The following is a 17418-nucleotide window of genomic DNA, read 5'->3' as shown; positions in this document are numbered from 1 at the left end:
CCGTTGCCACATCCCATGGGCGCAGCGACCTACGCTGATCAGGTGCCGAGCAGAGACATCAGTTCGACTCCCGAGTCGACGTTCGACCAGGTCGTTCACGACCTGGCGGGAGTGGCCGTTCGCCCCGAGGTAGTGCTGACCGAGGTCCCGGCACCCAGCCGGGTCGCGCCGTACGCCATGGCCCTGACCGCCGACGTGCTGGCGCCCGACAGTCCGGAGGAGGAGCACGAACTCGCCTCCGGCCGGTTCGTGGTGCTGCACGACCCGGCGGCGCCCGAGCCGTGGCAGGGCGCGTGGCGCGTGGTCACGTTCGCCCGCGCCAGCCTCGAACCCGAACTGGGCGAGGACCCGCTGCTCAACGACGTCGGCTGGAGTTGGCTCCTGGAGTCGCTCGGCAGCCACGAGGCCCAGTTCCACGCGCCCTCCGGCACGGTCACCCATGTGGTGTCCAGTGGGTACGGCGGGCTGAGCGAGAGCGGGACCAGCACCGAGATCGAGGTGCGCGCTTCGTGGTCACCCACTGAGCTCGAGCTCACGACCCATCTGCACGCGTGGGTCGGTCTGCTGTGCACCCTCGCCGGACTGCCGCCGCTCCCGGAAGGCGTCATCGCGCTACCCCGACCGCGCCGCTGATGGTGGCTGACGACACCGAGAACTTCCCCGTGCTGGAAGAGCCGCGCGACGGCCTTCCCCCGGTCACCGCCACCGAACGCGACCTCCTCACCGCGGCCGATGCCATCGCGGCCGGAACCGGCCCGATCGCCATCGACGCCGAGCGCGCCTCCGGCTACCGCTACGGCAACCGCGCCTATCTGGTGCAACTGCGCCGGACCGGCAGCGGCACGTTCCTTTTCGATCCCGCCGCCATCCCCGACCTGTCGCCGGTCCAGGACGCCATCGGCGGCGCCGAATGGATCCTGCATGCCGCAACCCAGGACCTGGCGTGCCTGGCCGAGGTCGGGTTGCGGCCGGCGAGCCTGTTCGACACCGAGGTCGGCGCCCGCCTGGCAGGGTTGCCCCGGGTCGGCCTGGCCGCGGTCATCGAGCACTACCTGGGCGTGAGCCTGGCCAAGGAGCACTCTGCGGCGGACTGGTCGATCCGCCCGCTACCCGAGCCGTGGCTGCGGTACGCCGCGCTCGACGTGGAGTTGCTGGTCGAGGTGCGTGATGCGATGTACGCCGACCTACAGTCCCAGGACAAACTCGACTGGGCGTTGCAGGACTTCGAGGCCCTGACCCATTTCACCGGTCCGCCGGTCCGGGAGGACCCGTGGCGGCGCACCTCCGGTCTGCATACGGTGCGGGACCGGCGCGTCATGGGCCGGGTCCGCGAGTTGTGGCAGACCCGTGACCGCATCGCCCAGGATCGCGACACCTCCCCTGGCCGGGTGCTGCCGGACGCCGTGCTGATCGAGGTCGCCAAACAGGACCCTAAGAGCGCCGCCGACCTGGCCGCGATCCGCACCGATGCGACCTCCCGGCGCGGGAAGGCCCGACCCGCCCACACGGGCGTGCCGCGCTACCAGCGCGACTGGCTGGACGCCGTACGTCGGGCTGACGTCCTGCCCGCCGCGGACCTGCCCGGTCCGCCGCCGCGCACCGACGCACCCCCGCCGGCCCGGTCCTGGGGCGACCGGGATCCGGCCGCCGCCGCCCGCCTGGCGTCCGCCCGGGAGCAACTGGGGGCGATCAGCGAGGAACGCCACGTGCCGGTCGAGAACATCCTGCAGCCGGATACGCTTCGCCGGATCCTGTGGCAACTACCAGATCCGTTGGACGACAACACGATTCGCAGTTTTCTCACCGAGCGTGGCGCCCGTCCGTGGCAGGTCGACCTGACCCTCCCGGTGATCAGGGAAGCCGCAACGGCCGAGCCCGCACCGGACACTGCTACTGGCGAGTAACAAGGGCGATAGGATAGGGGCGTTCCCGTCGTCTCACCGTTGGAGGCACCGTGCCCCGCACGCTCTCGGAAGTCGTATTCGTCGATGGGGTTCGTACCCCGTTCGGCAAGGCCGGGGAGAAGGGCATCTACGCCCAGACCCGCGCCGACGACCTCGTCATCAAATGCATCCGTGACCTGCTGCGCCGCAACCCGCAGTTGCCGGCCGAGAAGGTCGAAGAGGTCGCCATCGCGGCGACCACCCAGATCGGCGACCAGGGCCTGACCCTGGGTCGTACCGCTGCTCTGCTGTCCGGCCTGCCCAAGTCCACCCCGGGTTACTCGGTGGACCGGATGTGCGCCGGCGCGATGACCGCGGTCACCAACACCGCCTCCTCGATCGCCTTCGGCGCGTACGACGTGGCGATCGCCGGCGGCGTCGAGCACATGGGCCGTCACCCGATGGGTGAGGGCGTCGACCCCAACCCGCGCATCGTCGCCGAGAAGATCGTGGACCCCTCCGCCCTGGTCATGGGCTCCACGGCCGAGAACCTGCACGACCGGTTCCCGGCCATCACCAAGGAGCGCTGCGACGCGTTCGCCGTCGGCAGCCAGGAGAAGCTGGCCAAGGCCTACGCCAACGGCAAGATCCAGACCGACCTGGTGCCCGTTGCGACCCAGCACCAGGAGAAGGGCTGGGGTCTGGCGGTACAGGACGAACCGCCGCGTCCGGGTACGACGCTGGAGGACCTGGCGCACCTGAAGACCCCGTTCCGCGCGCACGGGCACGTGACCGCGGGTAACGCGGCCGGCCTCAACGACGGTGCGACTGCGTGCATCCTGGCCTCCGAGGAAGCAGCGACCGAACTCGGCCTGCCGATCGGTATGCGCCTGGTGGGTTACGCCTTCGTCGGCGTCGAGCCCGAGGTCATGGGTGTCGGCCCGGTCCCGGCGACCGAGAAGGCACTGGAGAAGACCGGCCTCACGATCGAGGACATCGGCCTCTTCGAGCTCAACGAGGCGTTCGCCGTGCAGGTCCTGGCCTTCCTGGACCACTTCGGTATCGACCAGGACGACGAGCGCGTCAACCCGTGGGGCGGCGCCATCGCCACCGGCCACCCGCTGGCCTCCTCCGGTGTGCGGCTGATGACCCAGTTGTCCCGGGAGTTCGAGGAGCACCCGGAGGTGCGCTACGGCCTGACCGCGATGTGTATCGGCCTGGGTATGGGCGGCAGCGTCATCTGGGAGAACCCGCACCACAAGGACTACGTTTCGAGCGTCAGCAGCTCCGCTGCTGCGGGAGAGGTTGCCTGACATGACCACCACCGCACTTCCCACCGTCGATGAGGTCGTGACCCACGCGCACGTGCAGGACATCACCCTGCCCGGCGGTGAGGGCACCTTCGTGCTGATCACCCTCGACAACGGGTTCGACCACACCAAGCCCAACTCCTTTGGCGCCCAGGGCCTCTCGGAACTGTCTGCAGCCCTGGACACCATCGGCGAGCGCGCCGCGGCCAAGGAGATCGTCGGTGTCGGCGTCACCGGCAAGCCGTTCATCTTCGCCGTCGGTGCCGACCTGACCGCGGTCCCGGCCATCTATTCGAAGGACCAGGCGCTGGAGATCGCGCGGATGGGCCACGCGACGTTCAGCAAGCTGGCGGACCTGCCGGTGCCGACGTTCGGCTTCATCAACGGTGCGTCGATGGGCGGCGGTGTCGAGCTGCCGCTCTACGCCGACTACCGCACCATCTCCTCCGGTGTCCCGGCGTATGCGACCCCGGAGTGCTTCCTGGGTCTGGTGCCCGGCTGGGGCGGGACCTACCTGCTGCCCCGGCTGATCGGCGTACAGAACGCTCTGACGCTCATCGTCTCCAACCCGCTGTCCAACAACCGGATGCTGAACGGCCCGGCCGCATTCAAGCTCGGCGTCGCCGACAAGATCTTCGAGCCGGTCACCTTCCTGGAGGACTCGCTGAAGTTCGCCGCCGACGTGATCGCCGGCCGTGAGCAGGTGCAGCGCCCGGAGGTCGACTTCAGCGAGGCGACCTGGGAGGGCACGCTCGCCGAGGCGCGCAAGCAGGTCGATGCGCGCGTGGGTGGCGCTGCTCCGGCGCCCTACCGTGCGCTGGACCTGATCGCCTCGGCCCGTACGGCGACCCGCGAGGACGCGTTCGAAGCCGAGAACCAGGCGCTGGGCGACCTGATCATGTCCGACGAGCTGCGCGCCGGCCTGTACGCCTTCGACCTGGTGCAGAAGCGGGCCAAGCGGCCGGCGGGCGCTCCCGACAAGTCGCTGGCCCGCAAGGTCACCAAGATCGGCATCGTCGGTGCGGGCCTGATGGCCAGCCAGATGGCGTTGCTGTTCGCCCGCCGGCTCGGTGTGCCGGTCGTCCTGACCGACCTGGACCAGGACCGCGTCGACAAGGGCGTGGCGTACGTGCACGCCGAGGTCGACAAGCTGGCCGAGAAGGGCCGGGTCAACCCGGACAAGGCCAACTTCCTCAAGGGCATCGTCACCGGTTCGACGTCCAAGGCGGCGTTCGCGGACGCGGACTTCGTGATCGAGGCCGTGTTCGAGGAGATGTCGGTCAAGAAGACGGTCTTCGCCCAGTGCGAGGAGGTCATCTCCCCCGAGTGCATCCTGGCCACGAACACCTCGTCGCTGGACATTACCGAGATGGCGGCCGACCTGAAGCACCCGGAGCGGGTCGTCGGCTTCCACTTCTTCAACCCGGTGGCCGTGATGCCGCTGGTGGAGATCATCAAGAGCGAGCACACCGACGACGCCACCCTGGCGACGGCGTTCGCGACCGGCAAGGGTCTGGGTAAGACCTGCATCCTGGTCAAGAACTCGCCCTCGTTCGTGGTGAACCGCCTGCTGGGCCGGTTCATGGGTGAGGTCGGCAAGATTGTCGACGAGGGCACCCCGATCGAGGTCGCGGACGCGGCGTTCGCCGGGATCGCTCCGATGCCGCCGTTCGTGCTGATCGGCCTGGTCGGTCCGGCGATCGCATTGCACAACAACGAGACGCTGCACGGCGCCTTCCCCGACCGCTTCTACACCTCGCCGAACCTGGCGAAGGTCGTCGAGGCCAAGAAGCCCGGCTTCTACGGTCCCGACGGCAAGGTCGACCCGTCGGTGCTGGAACTGTTCGAGGCACCGGCCAACCCGGTCGTGCTGACCAGCGAGCAGGTGCGGGAGCAGACGCTGGACGCGTTGGCGCAGGAGGTTGGCCTGATGCTGAAGGAGGGTGTCGTCGCGGCGCCCCAGGACATCGACCTGGCGATGATCACCGGCGCCGGATTCCCGTTCTGGAACGGTGGCGTGACGCCGTTGCTGGACCGTCTCGGCGTCTCCGAGAAGGTCAACGGACAGCGCTTCCTGCCGGCGGGCGTTGCCTCCGTGCCGACCGGTGCGTGACCCTGGTCATACCACCTGGGGCATATGACCCAGTCCGTTGAGGCCGATCGCCCGACACACGCGTGTCGGGCGATCGGCCTTATCTCATATATGAGTTACATTGGTCCGCATGACCGACACCTTGACGACTACTGCCTCCGAATCGACGGCGCAGACGCTGTCGCGTATCGGAGGTCTGGTCCGTGACGCGCGGATGCACAAGAAGCTGACGCAGGCCGAGTTGGCCGAGGCGCTGCAGACGTCCCAGAGCGCGATCGCGCGCATCGAGCAGGGCAAGCAGAACGTCAGTCTGGAGATGCTGACCCGGATCAGTGAGGCCCTGGACACCGACGTCGTCGGACTGCCCGATCCGAACCGGCCGATCAACCTGCGGATCAATGGTGGTCGTCAGCTGTCCGGCACGATCGATGTGCGCTCCAGCAAGAACGCCGGAGTCGCCTGCCTGTGCGCCGCGCTGCTGAACAAGGGCAAGACGACCCTGCGCAGCCTGGCCCGGATCGAAGAGGTCAACCGGATCACCGAGGTGCTCAACTCCATCGGAGTGAAGACCCGCTGGCTGCCGGACTCCTCTGATCTGGAGATCACTCCCCCGGCCCGGCTGGAACTGGAGGCGATGGATGAAGCCGCGGCTCGGCGTACGCGCACTATCTTGATGTTCCTCGGGCCGTTGCTGCACGAGTTCGATGAGTTCAAGCTGCCGATGCAGGGTGGTTGCGACCTGGGTGAGCGCACGGTGGAGCCGCACCTGCACGCACTGCGGTCTTTCGGGCTGGACGTGGTTCCGCGCGACGGGCACTACAACGCCAAGGTCGACCGCTCGGTGCACCCGACGCGGCCGATCATCCTGATCGAGCGCGGGGACACGGTCACCGAGAACGCGTTGTTCGCCGCCGCGCGCTACCCGGGCACGACGATCATCCGCAACGCCAGCCCGAACTACATGGTCCAGGACCTGTGCTACTTCCTGGGCGAACTGGGTGTGCAGGTCGAGGGCATCGGGACGACGACGCTGACCGTTCGCGGGGTCGAAGAGATCGACGTGGACATCGAGTACAGCCCCTCGGAGGACCCGATCGAGGCGATGTCGCTGCTGACCGCGGCGATCGTCACCGACTCGCAGATCACGATCCGCCGGGTGCCAATCGAGTTCATGGAGATCGAGCTGACGATCCTGGCCGACATGGGGTTGAAGTACGAGACCAGCGACGAATACACCTCGGCCAACGGCGCGACGCGCCTGGTGGATCTGACCACGATCCCCTCGACGCTGACCGCGCCCAAGGACAAGATCCACCCGATGCCGTTCCCCGGCGTCAATATCGACAACCTGCCGTTCTTCGCGGTGATTGCTGCGATGGCCAACGGCGAGACGCTGATCCACGACTGGGTCTACGAGAACCGCGCGATCTACCTGACCGAGCTGGGGACGCTCGGCGCGAACGTGCGGTTGATGGACCCGCACAAGATCCTGATCAACGGCCCGACACCCAAGTGGCGCTCGGCGGAGATCATGTGCCCGCCGGCCCTGCGCCCGGGAGTGGTGATCCTGCTGGCGATGCTGGCGGCGCCCGGCGAGTCCGTGCTGCGCAACATCTACGTGATCAATCGTGGCTACGAGGAGCTGTTCTCGCGGCTGAACGAGATCGGCGCGGACATACAAGCCTTCCGCGATTGAGGAGGAGCGAGCGCGTAGGTGTCGACGGAGCGCAGCGGAGTCGGCGCCGTAGCAGCGAGGTCGACGAATCGCGGCAGACAGCTCCGCGATTGATTAATCGCGCGGCGGAGCGCGCAGCCGGAGGCCGCGGAACGATTGCGCAAGTGAACGACTCCTTTACCTCCGCTAAAAAGAGGATGAATTTCAGTCGCTTCGTAGGACGTGACGCAGGTCACTTGTTTGCCACGCTGGTGACATGGCAACACTTCTGCGATCGGCCGAACTGACCGGTGCACTGCAACTGCTGGATCTGTCCGAGGTCGCCGCGGCACGGCTGCTCGAGATCGACGTACCGCGCCTTCGCCGGATTCTTGCCGGCGACGAACGCCTGCCCGACGACCTGCAGGAAGTCGTCGAGGCTATCGGCCGGTTCACTGACGCCGTCGTGAGCGGAATGTCCGAGCAGGAGCAGGTGACGGTTTACACCGATGACCGCTCCTTCATCCGGGCGTTGCCACGCTATGCGGGGTACACCGCGGCCTGGCACCGCACCGCCGCGGCGCGCGCCGCGGTGCGCAACCCGGACCTGCAGATCACCTTCGCCTGAACCTCACCACGCGTGGCGCGGCGCCTCGCGCAGCCGGAACCAGCGGCGCGCCAGGTGCCGGCTGTCCTCGGTGAGCACGGTGAACGGCCGTGGCGTCCCGCCGGAGTCGACCACCGCCTGCTCGAGGTAGTCCCGCAGCAACCACACGTCGGCCGGATCCTGAGCGCCGGAGAGTGCGAGCAGTGAACGGACATAGTCAGGAGCGAGCACCAGGTCCGCGGCGACCTGCTCGACGCTGAGTCCGCACAGCGACAGGTTGGCCTGCAGTTCGCTGCTCGTGATCACCATCTCCTGCTGGTTAAGTGACACCCCGCGAGCGTATCCGCGCGACATAATCCCTGCGTGAGCGGCTTCCTCGATTGGCCCGCCCCGATCGCGATGGCGCATCGTGGCTTCTCCCGTGACGGCTGGGAGAACTCCCGGGCCGCCTTCGCTGCGGCCGTTGACCTGGGCTACCGGTACGTCGAGACCGATGTGCACGCGACCGCCGACGGCGTGTTGGTCGCCTTCCATGACGACACCCTGGACCGGGTGAGCGACGGGTCAGGGGCGATCAACGCATTGCCGTGGAGCGCCGTACGCCAAGCCCGGATCGGCGGCACCCAGCCCATCCCCACCCTGGACGAGCTGTTCGAGACCTGGCCCGATCTGCGGGTCAACATCGACTGCAAGGCAGGTACGGCGATCGGCCCCCTAGCCGCGACCATCGAGAAACACCGGGCGCACGACCGCGTCTGTGTGGCCGCCTTCTCCGATCAACGGCGCCGGGCGGTGCTGGCCCGGCTGTCGCAACCAGTGGTGACCTCAGCGGGGCAGTCGGTCATCGCGGGCGCCAAACTGTTGCGCTGGACACCGTTGCGGCACAGGCCGTTTGGTGGAGTCGACATCCTGCAGATCCCCGAGTGGCACGGCCGGTTGCGGATCCTCACGCCGTCGCTGCTTGCTCGGGCACACGCCGCCGGAGTGAAGGTGCACGTGTGGACGGTGAATGACGCGGACACCATGGCACGACTGCTGGACCTGGGTGTCGACGGCATCCTTACCGATCGCGCCGACCTGCTGAAGGACGTGTTGACCCAGCGGAGTCAGTGGGTCGACTGAGGCTCAGGTCAGGTCGGCGATCAGCTTCGTCGCGATGACGTCCGGGGTCAGGCCGATGGCGTCCAGCACCTGCCCACGGGAGGCGTGCTCCAGGAATTCCTGCGGCACACCGAACGTGCGCAACGGGGTGGCTACGGCAGCATCACGCAACGCGAAGCCCAGCGCCTGCCCCACCCCGTTGGTCACCAGGCCGTCTTCGATCACGACCACCTGGCCGGCGGCGCGGGCCTCCTCGACCAGAGCCGGTGCGATGGGCAGCACCCACCGCGGGTCGATGACTCGCGAGGTAATCCCTTGCGCCGCAAGCTTTTCCGCGACACCGAGAGCTGTCGCACACATCGCACCCACTCCGACGAGCAGCACATCGGGTGCGTCCGGGGTGTCCAGCAGGACGTCGAGCCCTCCGCGCTGGGCGACGGCCGTCAGCGGCTCGGCGACGTCACCCTTGGGGAAACGCACCACCGTGGGTGCATCGTCAACATCGAGCGCCTCGCGCACCTGAAGGACGACCTGCTGGCCGTCGCGGGGAGCAGCCAGGCGCAGCCCGGGCACGATCGAGGCGATCGCCATGTCCCACATGCCGTTGTGCGACGGACCGTCCGAGCCGGTGATCCCTGCGCGGTCAAGCACCAGGGTGACGCCCTGCTTGTGCAGCGCGGCCTCCATCAGCAATTGGTCGAAGGCCCGGTTCAGGAAGGTCGAGTAGATCGCGACGACCGGATGCATGCCGCCGAAGGACAGTCCGGCGGCCATCGTGACCGCGTGCTGCTCGGCGATCCCGACGTCGAAGACCCGCTCGGGGTAGGCCGCGGCGAACTTGTCCAACCCGACCGGGATCAGCATGGCAGCGGTGATCGCGACGACGTCGGGACGCTCCTGGCCGACGCGCACCATCTCCTCGGCGAACTCGTCCGTCCAGATCTTCCCCGACACCTCGAACGGCAGCCCGGTCTCCGGGTTGATCTTGCCGATGCCGTGCATGTGGTCGGCCAGGTCCTCCAGCGCCGGTTGATAGCCCCGGCCCTTCTGGGTGATGACGTGCACCAGGACGGGGCCGCCGAAGTCCCGTGCGCGGGTCAGCGCCTGCTCGACCGCACCGACGTCGTGTCCGTCGACGGGCCCGACGTATTTCAGCCCCAGGTCCTCGAACATCCCCTGTTGCGGGGCGACGATGTCCTTCAGGCCCTTCTTCACCCCGTGCAGCGTCTCGAACATCGCCTGTCCGACGACCGGTGTGTGCTGCAGCGTGTCCTTGCCCCAGTCCAGCATCCGCTCGTAGGTGCGGGTGGTGCGCAGCGCTGCCAGGTGATCGGCGAGCCCACCGATCGTCGGGGCATAGGACCGCTCGTTGTCGTTGACGACGATCACCAGCGGCAGATCCGTGTCGACGGCGATGTTGTTCAGCGCCTCCCAGGCCATCCCGCCGGTGAGCGCGCCATCTCCGATGACGGCCACCGTGTGCCGGTCGCTCTGGCCGGACAACACGCGTGCCTTCGCGATGCCCTCTGCCCACGACAGCGACGTAGAGGCGTGCGAGCTCTCGACGACGTCGTGCTCGGACTCAGCGCGGTTGGGATAACCCGACAGACCGCCCTGCTTCTTCAGCTTGGAGAAGTCGTGCCGACCGGTGAGCAGTTTGTGCACGTACGACTGGTGGCCGGTGTCCAGGACGATCGCGTCCTTCGGACTGTCAAAGACCCGGTGCAGGGCGATGGTGAGCTCGACCACGCCGAGGTTGGGTCCCAGGTGACCACCGGTGCGCGACACCGACTCCACCAGGAACGTCCGGATCTCCGCAGCGAGATCGTCCAACCTCTCCGCCGGGATCGCCTTGACGTCGGCCGGGCCGTTAATGCCGTCGAGCAGTCCCACAGGTACGCACGCCTTTCCTCAAAGTCCCCTGAGTCTACGACGCGCGCGCCCGCTGGGCGGCTCCCTCAGTGCCTGGCGCGCAGGTGGGGCGGGTGGATGACGTACGCCGTGCCGCCGCTGGCCGCCAGCCAGAGCTTCTCGAACTGGTCGCGCCGGTAGGTCGTGCGGACGGCTGCATCGGACTTGATCAGGTGACTAGCGGGGTCGTTCATGACCACGTCGCCCTTGTCGGTGAAGCCGGCCAGCACCATCAAGTGACCGTCGGTGCTGTAACCCGCACCGTCGAGCTCGCCGGGCTCGAAGGCGATCGAGGTGATCAGCGGAATGCCAGCACGGAGGAACGGCTCGGCCTCCCGCAGGTTGCGCAGCCGGGTGACGTACGCCTCCAGACCCCACCGCCCGGCGTACGCCGTGTTGAACGGCCAGTTGCCGCATCCTTCGTACGCCGCGTCGTAGGTGTTGCGCGCGGCGTACGCCACCTGCGGGTCCACCTTGGGCTCGACCCAGGCAAGGTCCTTGGCGGACGGGCCACGGCGCCAGTAGGCGACCACCATCGAGGTCGACGTCGGCGAGCACCACGCTTCGCCGCCGTTGTCCCACTGCGGGTACTGCCCCTCGTGCAACTCCTGGGAGTAGGGCGGTACCGGGAGCGCGATCCCACTGCGCAGCCCGAACGAGCTGGTCGACGGTACGTCGTCCGGCAGGTTCGAGGCGACCGCACCGAAGAAGCTGACGGTTGGGGTCAACCGGGTTCCGGCCTTGCGCATCAACAGGATTCGCAACTGGACCTTGCTAAAGGTGTGGCCGCTGTAGACGTGCAGCGTGTCGGTCCACACGGTCGCGATGTCGGTGGCCTGGTCGTCGACCGAGGTGCGGCTGATCGCGCCACCGTCGGCCAGGTCGTTGCTGCACCAGCGACCCAGCACGAACCAGTCGGAGGTCGTCCCGGTCTCATCCACACCGCGGACCTGGGACTCGATCCAGGTGCCGTTCGGAGTGTCGGCGTTCCACGAACTGATCAACTCGTTGAGGGCGAAACCACTGCTCAGCCACGGTGACGTCCAGGAGCCGTAGTCATAGGTGACGGTGGGGCTGCCAGGGGCCAGATCGGCGTACGTGCGGGTCTTGCTGGTGTGGCCAAGACGCAGGCCCAGCCGGGTCGGGATGGCGCCGTCGCGACTGCCACGCAGGAAATCGAACGGTGCGCGGAAGTGGTGGTTGGCGATCTTCTGATCGGTGCTGGTGACCGCCCGGGTTGTGGCAGATGCCGCTCCGGCCGGCCCGCCGAGCAGCAGTCCACCGGCGGCCAGGGCACCGCCCCCGACGACGAGCTGACGACGGCTGAGGTTGGGAAGACGACCCGTAGCGACGCTGCTGCGGACGGACTGACGGGACGATGGAGCAGACACAGTGCGAACCTCCGGTCGGGAAATTGTTTCCAATCACCTATTGGACACCGAAAGTTCTTACGCTGGGGACTTCCGGGCCTGAAAACACCCTGGGGACCATCCGGCAGACCAAGGAGCGTGCGTGAGCGGCCTCATCGAGATCAACGATGTCCATGTGTACGTCGATGACCGCGGGCCACGAGATGCTGTGCCGGTTCTCTTCGTCCACGGTGGCCCCGGCAACTCATGCTGGGACTTCATGACCAGCGTCGGTGACCGGCTGGTGGAGCGCGGTGGGTCATTCCGCCGGCGGTGGCTACCTGCTGGACTATGCGCTCCAGCATCCGGAGTCGATCCAGGTGGCGGTCTTCGACTGCCCCTCGTGGGACTGCGACGCCACGGACCGCTATCGACTGCCAGTCGCCGCAAGTCTCCTGGAAGCTGCCGGCAAGTCGGAGGCGGCCGGGATCTGCCGCAGGGCAGCGCAGTCGCCGCAGCGGCTGATGTTCGACCCGCAGGTGCTGTCTGCCATGCAGGAACTGGGCCCGGACTACCTGCGGTTGTTCACCTATGACGAGAACGGCCTGGCGACCTACCTTGAACTTGCCAGCCAGGCTCCCACCGACCTGGACTGGGCCAAAGGCGTCAGCCACCTACCGCTTGTTGGGGACCTCTACCGCGATCGCACACCTCGTCTGGCCCAACTTGCCTGCCGTTCATACCTTTTCGTGGGATCCAAGGATTTGGTCTGTCCACCGGCGATCATCGATGCCTTCCGTTCGCAGGTCGACGGCGGCGAGGTCGTCTCGTTCGAGCGGTCCGGCCACTTTTCCTACATCGAACAACCCGATGAGTACGCCGATCGGCTGGCCGAGGCGGTCCGGCCAGTCGGCTGACCCGCCACCTGGGTCGAAAATCGGTCGACAGCGATCCTGGCGGCTCGCAGGATGAGTCGCATGCCGCGACCCTGGCCAAAACTGGTTGATGGACTGACCCTGCGCTATCCATCGGCCTCTGAGATCGAGGACCTCCTGGCGTTCCGGAACCTGCCGGACGTGAACCGGTGGATGCTGCGGACCCACGTTGATCCGGAGGCCTTCCGGGCCGAGTGGTCGGCCGTCGCCACCAGCGACACCGACTTCTCCTGTGTGGCGATCCTCGACGGCAGCGCCGTGGGGATGGGATTCCTCGAACTCGCCGACGGGATGCATCAGCCCGGCTGGCCCAAAGGGACGGAGGCGGGGATCGGCTATATCGTGCGGCCGGCGTGCTCCGGGCGCGGAGTGGCGACCGCCATCGCGCGGGGACTACTGCACGCGGCGTTCGTCGATCTTGGTCTACGCCGTGTCACCGCAGGGTGTTTCGCCGACAACAGTGCGTCCGCCCGGGTGCTGGAGAAGGCTGGCATGCGCCGCGAGCGGCATGGCGTGCAGGACTCGTGGCATCACGAGTTGGGCTGGGTCGACGGATATGCGTACGCCGCGTTGGCAACCGATCGCACCAACTGGTGAGTCACGCCTGGCTGCTCGACCGGGTGTAGAAAGCGCGGTCTCGGACCTAGCTGAGGCGTGTTGCGGTCTCTAGGACACCGTCTCGGAATGGCTTTGCCCGCTGGAGTATTCGCCAAGACGAACGCAACAGATCACGTCAGACGATGCGATTCCCGACAGCACTGCAAGCGCGACGAATGCGTCCGCCGAGTCCGCCTCCGAATCAGTGGTCAGGCCGCGCGCGACATCTGCGAACTGGGCGGCTTTGGCGAGACGTCCCGCGATCACCGCCGGGCTGGAGCGCTTTGTCCTCATGCGCGCTGCGGAGATACGGCCCGGAACTGGCGCGAGAAGTCACTCTTGCTCCCGTGGAGAGTGAGCCCTTCGTGTTGAATCGAGCCAAGAACCGGATCGTTGTTCAGAGACTTGAGATCTGCTCGGTCGACCGTGAAGCATTGCGCATCATTTCCGGTCCACTTCGTGACTGCCTGCTCGAGGTCGAGCACCTGCGCATCCCACACCTCGTCGTCGGTTGCGGCCGGCCGGACCAAGAAAATGTCTACATCGGAATCTCCCTGCGCGGATCCACGCGCCCATGAACCGAAAAGGGCCGCGTACCAGGGCTTTACCTGCCATCTACTCAGCGCGGATTCAAGCCGATCAGCCAACCGCTGTGCTTGGAACACCAGATCCATCACGGCATTCGCGGCGAGGTGATCCCGATTCAGCGAATACATGACCGCAGCGCCTCCGCCCCGCGAAGTCGCCACAATTCCTTGAGCCGCAAGCCGATTGAGGACCTTCCGGATACCGTGCACCGAAGCGTCAGGCAGCATTCGTTGTAGCTGCCCCGGGGTGAAGCTCTCCTCTGCGCGCGCCAGACACATCAAGACGTCGCCGTCCAGGGTGGGCGTAATGACTGCTAGCGGATGGCGTGAGTCCACGACTACCTCCTATGGCAACTATAGTAGAGGTTCAGCAACTATAGTTGCCATACGTCAACGGGCTCACCCAAGCACGACGAAGGGGAGCCCCCCAGCGGGACTCCCCTTCGCGGCGTACGTAATCGGGCCTACTTCACCAGCGAACGCAGCACGTACTGCAGGATGCCGTCGTTGCGGTAGTACTCGGCCTCTCCGGGAGTGTCGATGCGCACCACCGCGTCGAACTCCACGACCGAGCCGTCCTCCTTGGTGGCCTTCACGTGCACGGTGCGCGGCGTCGTACCTTCATTGAGCGCCTTCACGCCAGTGATGTCGAAGGTCTCGGTGCCATCCAGGCCCAGGGAGTCGGCGTTCTCGCCCTGCGGGAACTGCAGCGGCAGCACGCCCATACCGATCAGGTTGGAGCGGTGGATGCGCTCGAACGACTCGGTGATCACGGCCTTCACGCCCAGCAACCGGGTGCCCTTGGCGGCCCAGTCACGCGACGATCCGGAGCCGTACTCCTTGCCACCCAGCACCACCAGCGGCGTGCCGGCCTTGGCGTAGTTCTCCGCGGCGTCGTAGATGAACGCCTGCGGCGCCCCGTCCTGGGTGAAGTCGCGGGTGTAACCGCCCTCGACGTCGTCCAGCAACTGGTTGCGCAACCGGATGTTGGCGAACGTGCCGCGGACCATGACCTCGTGGTTGCCGCGCCGCGAGCCGTAGGAGTTGAAGTCCTTGCGCTCCACGCCGTGCTCGGTGAGGTACTGACCCGCCGGGCTGTCGGCCTTGATCGAACCGGCCGGGCTGATGTGGTCGGTGGTCACCGAGTCACCCAGCTTGGCCAGCACGCGCGCGCCGGAAATGTCGCTGACCGGGCTGGGCTGGTGCGCCATGCCCTCGAAGTACGGGGGCTTGCGCACGTACGTCGAGTCCTCCGCCCACTCGAAGGTGTCACCTTCGGGGGTGGGCAGCGACTGCCACCGCTCGTCACCGGCGAAGACGTCGGCGTAGTCCTTGATGAACATGTCGCGGTCCATTGAGGAGGCGATGGTCGACTCGACCTCGTCCGGGCTGGGCCAGATGTCCTTCAGGAAGACGTCGTTGCCGTCCTTGTCCTGACCCAGCGGGTCGGTGTCGAAGTCGAAGTCCATCGTGCCCGCGAGTGCGTAGGCGATGACCAGCGGCGGCGAGGCCAGGTAGTTCATCTTCACGTCGGGGTTGATCCGGCCCTCGAAGTTACGGTTACCCGACAGCACCGAGGTGACCGCGAGGTCGTTCTCGTTGATCGCTGCGGAGATCGCGTCGTTCAGCGGACCGGAGTTACCGATGCAGGTGGTGCAGCCGTAGCCGACCAGGTAGAAGCCGAGCTTCTCCAGGTAGGGCCACAGACCCGCCTTCTCGTAGTAGCCCGTGACGACCTGCGAACCGGGGGCCATCGACGTCTTCACCCACGGCTTGGACGCCAGGCCCTTGTCGACGGCGTTCTTGGCCAGCAGCGCGGCCGCCATCATCACCGACGGGTTCGAGGTGTTGGTGCAGGAGGTGATCGAGGCGATCGCGACGATGCCGTGGTCGATCTCGAAGGTGTTGCCACCGTCGGTCACGGTGACCTTCTTGGAGGCCCGGCCGTTCGCCGTACCGTTCTTCGGCTTCTCCCCACCGGAACCGGCCAGGTCGCCGGGGTCGCTCGCCGGGAACGACTCATCGTCCTTGGCCGGGCCTTCCTCGTGCGCGACGTACGTCGGCAGCACCTTGCGGAAGGAGTCCTTGGCCTCGGCCAGCACGATGCGGTCCTGCGGGCGCTTCGGGCCGGCGATCGACGGGACGACCGTCGACAGGTCCAGCTCGAGGTACTCGGAGAAGCGCGGCTCGACCGACGGGTCGTGCCACAGGCCCTGCTCCTTGGTGTAGGCCTCGACCAACGCGACCTGCTCGTCCGAGCGGCCGGTCAGGCGCAGGTAGTCCAGCGTGACCTCGTCGATCGGGAAAATCGCACAGGTGGAACCGAATTCGGGGCTCATGTTGCCGATGGTGGCGCGGTTGGCCAGCGGCACGGACGCGACACCCTCGCCGTAGAACTCGACGAACTTGCCGACCACACCGTGCTCGCGCAGCATCTGGGTAATGGTGAGCACGACGTCGGTCGCGGTCACGCCAGCGGGGATCTTGCCGCTCAGCTTGAAGCCGACGACGCGCGGGATCAGCATCGAGACCGGCTGGCCGAGCATGGCCGCCTCGGCCTCGATACCGCCGACGCCCCAGCCGAGGACGCCGATGCCGTTGACCATGGTGGTGTGGCTGTCGGTGCCGACGCAGGAGTCGGGGTAGGCCTTGCCGTCGCGGGTCATGACGGTGCGGGCGAGGTGCTCGATGTTGACCTGGTGCACGATGCCGGTGCCCGGGGGGACGACCTTGAAGTCATCGAACGCGGTCTGGCCCCACCGCAGGAACTGGTAGCGCTCGCGGTTGCGGCCGTATTCGATCTCGACGTTCTTCTCGAAGGCATCCGGGCGGCCGAAGACGTCGATGATGACGGAGTGGTCGATGACCATTTCGGCGGGAGCCAGCGGGTTGATCTTGGTGGCGTCACCGCCGAGGTCGACGACGGCCTCGCGCATGGTGGCCAGGTCCACAACACACGGCACACCGGTGAAGTCCTGCATGATCACGCGCGCGGGGGTGAACTGGATCTCGGTGTCGGGCTGGGCGTTCTCGTCCCAGCTGCCCAGGGCGCTGATCTGCTCCTTGGTGACGTTAGCGCCGTCCTCGGTGCGCAGCAGGTTCTCCAGCAGCACCTTCAGGCTGAACGGCAGCGTCGCACTCCCCTCGACGGTGTTGATCCGGTAGATCTCGTAGGAGTTGTCCCCTACCTCCAGCGTGCCCTTGGCACCAAAGCTGTCGCTGCTCACGACGACTCCTTCGTCCGATCGATTTATCTTGACGTCAAGATAATGTTCTCACATCGGCCCGCGGTCTTTCAGCGAAGGCAGACCTAACCTGACGTGGGGTGTGGCTCCCTCCGATCCTCCCACCGCGACCGGCGTCCCGGCAGCCCTGCGGCCCTACGATCGGCG

Annotated in this window: 14 protein-coding genes; 9 read left to right on the top strand and 5 right to left on the bottom strand. The window is 67.0% G+C overall.

Annotated features, from left to right (window positions below):
* The first annotated feature begins 42 nt into the window (after window positions 1-42).
* The 6 genes from AZH51_RS12940 (at window position 43) to AZH51_RS12915 (ending at window position 7567) form a co-directional block, all read left to right on the top strand.
* Window positions 43-633 (top strand): DUF3000 domain-containing protein, encoded by a 591-nt coding sequence (locus tag AZH51_RS12940; RefSeq protein WP_291524931.1) that lies wholly within the window; start codon window positions 43-45, stop codon window positions 631-633.
* Complete coding sequence (locus AZH51_RS12935) at window positions 633-1904, top strand: HRDC domain-containing protein (protein ID WP_291524929.1); 1272 nt, start codon at window positions 633-635, stop codon at window positions 1902-1904. The genes AZH51_RS12940 and AZH51_RS12935 overlap by 1 nt, the downstream gene beginning before the upstream one ends.
* Window positions 1905-1954: 50 nt before the next feature.
* Window positions 1955-3196: a thiolase family protein gene (locus AZH51_RS12930; protein ID WP_291524927.1), complete on the top strand. Its 1242-nt coding sequence runs from the start codon at window positions 1955-1957 to the stop codon at window positions 3194-3196.
* Between the two features lies 1 nt (window position 3197).
* Window positions 3198-5306 carry a 3-hydroxyacyl-CoA dehydrogenase NAD-binding domain-containing protein gene (locus AZH51_RS12925; RefSeq protein ID WP_291524926.1) on the top strand — a complete coding sequence of 703 codons (2109 nt, stop codon included), beginning with the start codon at window positions 3198-3200 and terminating at the stop codon, window positions 5304-5306.
* A 109-nt stretch (window positions 5307-5415) separates the two neighbouring features.
* Window positions 5416-6981, top strand: a complete 1566-nt coding sequence (locus tag AZH51_RS12920) for a UDP-N-acetylglucosamine 1-carboxyvinyltransferase (RefSeq protein WP_291524924.1) — start codon at window positions 5416-5418, stop codon at window positions 6979-6981.
* Window positions 6982-7216: 235 nt separating this feature from the next.
* Window positions 7217-7567 (top strand): hypothetical protein, encoded by a 351-nt coding sequence (locus tag AZH51_RS12915; protein ID WP_291524922.1) that lies wholly within the window; start codon window positions 7217-7219, stop codon window positions 7565-7567.
* A gap of 3 nt (window positions 7568-7570) precedes the next feature.
* On the opposite strand, the gene AZH51_RS12910 is transcribed toward AZH51_RS12915, so the two are convergent.
* A complete protein-coding gene (locus AZH51_RS12910; RefSeq protein WP_291524920.1) occupies window positions 7571-7876 on the bottom strand; it encodes a DUF2316 family protein in 306 nt (101 codons plus the stop codon).
* A 33-nt stretch (window positions 7877-7909) separates the two neighbouring features.
* On the opposite strand from AZH51_RS12910, the gene AZH51_RS12905 reads away from it, so the two are divergent.
* On the top strand, window positions 7910-8668 hold the full coding sequence (locus AZH51_RS12905) for a glycerophosphodiester phosphodiesterase (RefSeq protein ID WP_367188049.1): 759 nt from the start codon (window positions 7910-7912) through the stop codon (window positions 8666-8668).
* Window positions 8669-8671: 3 nt separating this feature from the next.
* Here AZH51_RS12905 and dxs read toward each other — a convergent pair whose 3' ends face one another.
* Both dxs and AZH51_RS12895 read right to left on the bottom strand, forming a co-directional pair.
* The gene (gene dxs, locus AZH51_RS12900) at window positions 8672-10540 is read right to left on the bottom strand and encodes a 1-deoxy-D-xylulose-5-phosphate synthase (protein ID WP_291524918.1); all 1869 of its coding nucleotides are present in this window, start codon (window positions 10538-10540) and stop codon (window positions 8672-8674) included.
* 65 nt (window positions 10541-10605) lie between these two features.
* On the bottom strand, window positions 10606-11949 hold the full coding sequence (locus AZH51_RS12895) for a C39 family peptidase (RefSeq protein ID WP_291524916.1): 1344 nt from the start codon (window positions 11947-11949) through the stop codon (window positions 10606-10608).
* A 251-nt stretch (window positions 11950-12200) separates the two neighbouring features.
* On the opposite strand from AZH51_RS12895, the gene AZH51_RS12890 reads away from it, so the two are divergent.
* The gene (locus tag AZH51_RS12890) at window positions 12201-12824 is read left to right on the top strand and encodes an alpha/beta hydrolase (protein WP_291524914.1); all 624 of its coding nucleotides are present in this window, start codon (window positions 12201-12203) and stop codon (window positions 12822-12824) included.
* 60 nt (window positions 12825-12884) lie between these two features.
* Window positions 12885-13439: a GNAT family N-acetyltransferase gene (locus AZH51_RS12885; protein WP_291524911.1), complete on the top strand. Its 555-nt coding sequence runs from the start codon at window positions 12885-12887 to the stop codon at window positions 13437-13439.
* 290 nt (window positions 13440-13729) lie between these two features.
* Here the strand turns inward: AZH51_RS12885 and AZH51_RS12880 are convergent, their stop codons facing one another.
* Window positions 13730-14362, bottom strand: coding sequence for a nucleotidyltransferase family protein (locus AZH51_RS12880; protein ID WP_291524910.1), 633 nt, complete (start codon window positions 14360-14362; stop codon window positions 13730-13732).
* Between the two features lie 128 nt (window positions 14363-14490).
* Window positions 14491-17280 (bottom strand): aconitate hydratase AcnA, encoded by a 2790-nt coding sequence (gene acnA / locus AZH51_RS12875; RefSeq protein ID WP_291525010.1) that lies wholly within the window; start codon window positions 17278-17280, stop codon window positions 14491-14493.
* Between the last annotated feature and the right edge of the window lie 138 nt (window positions 17281-17418).

The organism is Branchiibius sp. NY16-3462-2, from assembly GCF_001594145.1.
GTDB lineage: Bacteria > Actinomycetota > Actinomycetes > Actinomycetales > Dermatophilaceae > Branchiibius.
This window is presented reverse-complemented; position numbering and strand designations above follow the sequence as displayed.

Bases quoted from the DNA above. Each gene is read 5' to 3' on its own strand.
- AZH51_RS12935 (WP_291524929.1), top strand. From the start codon at position 633: ATGGTGGCTGACGACACCGAGAACTTCCCCGTGCTGGAAGAGCCGCGC.
- AZH51_RS12925 (WP_291524926.1), top strand. From the start codon at position 3,198: ATGACCACCACCGCACTTCCCACCGTCGATGAGGTCGTGACCCACGCG.
- AZH51_RS12920 (WP_291524924.1), top strand. From the start codon at position 5,416: ATGACCGACACCTTGACGACTACTGCCTCCGAATCGACGGCGCAGACG.
- AZH51_RS12915 (WP_291524922.1), top strand. From the start codon at position 7,217: ATGGCAACACTTCTGCGATCGGCCGAACTGACCGGTGCACTGCAACTG.
- AZH51_RS12885 (WP_291524911.1), top strand. From the start codon at position 12,885: ATGCCGCGACCCTGGCCAAAACTGGTTGATGGACTGACCCTGCGCTAT.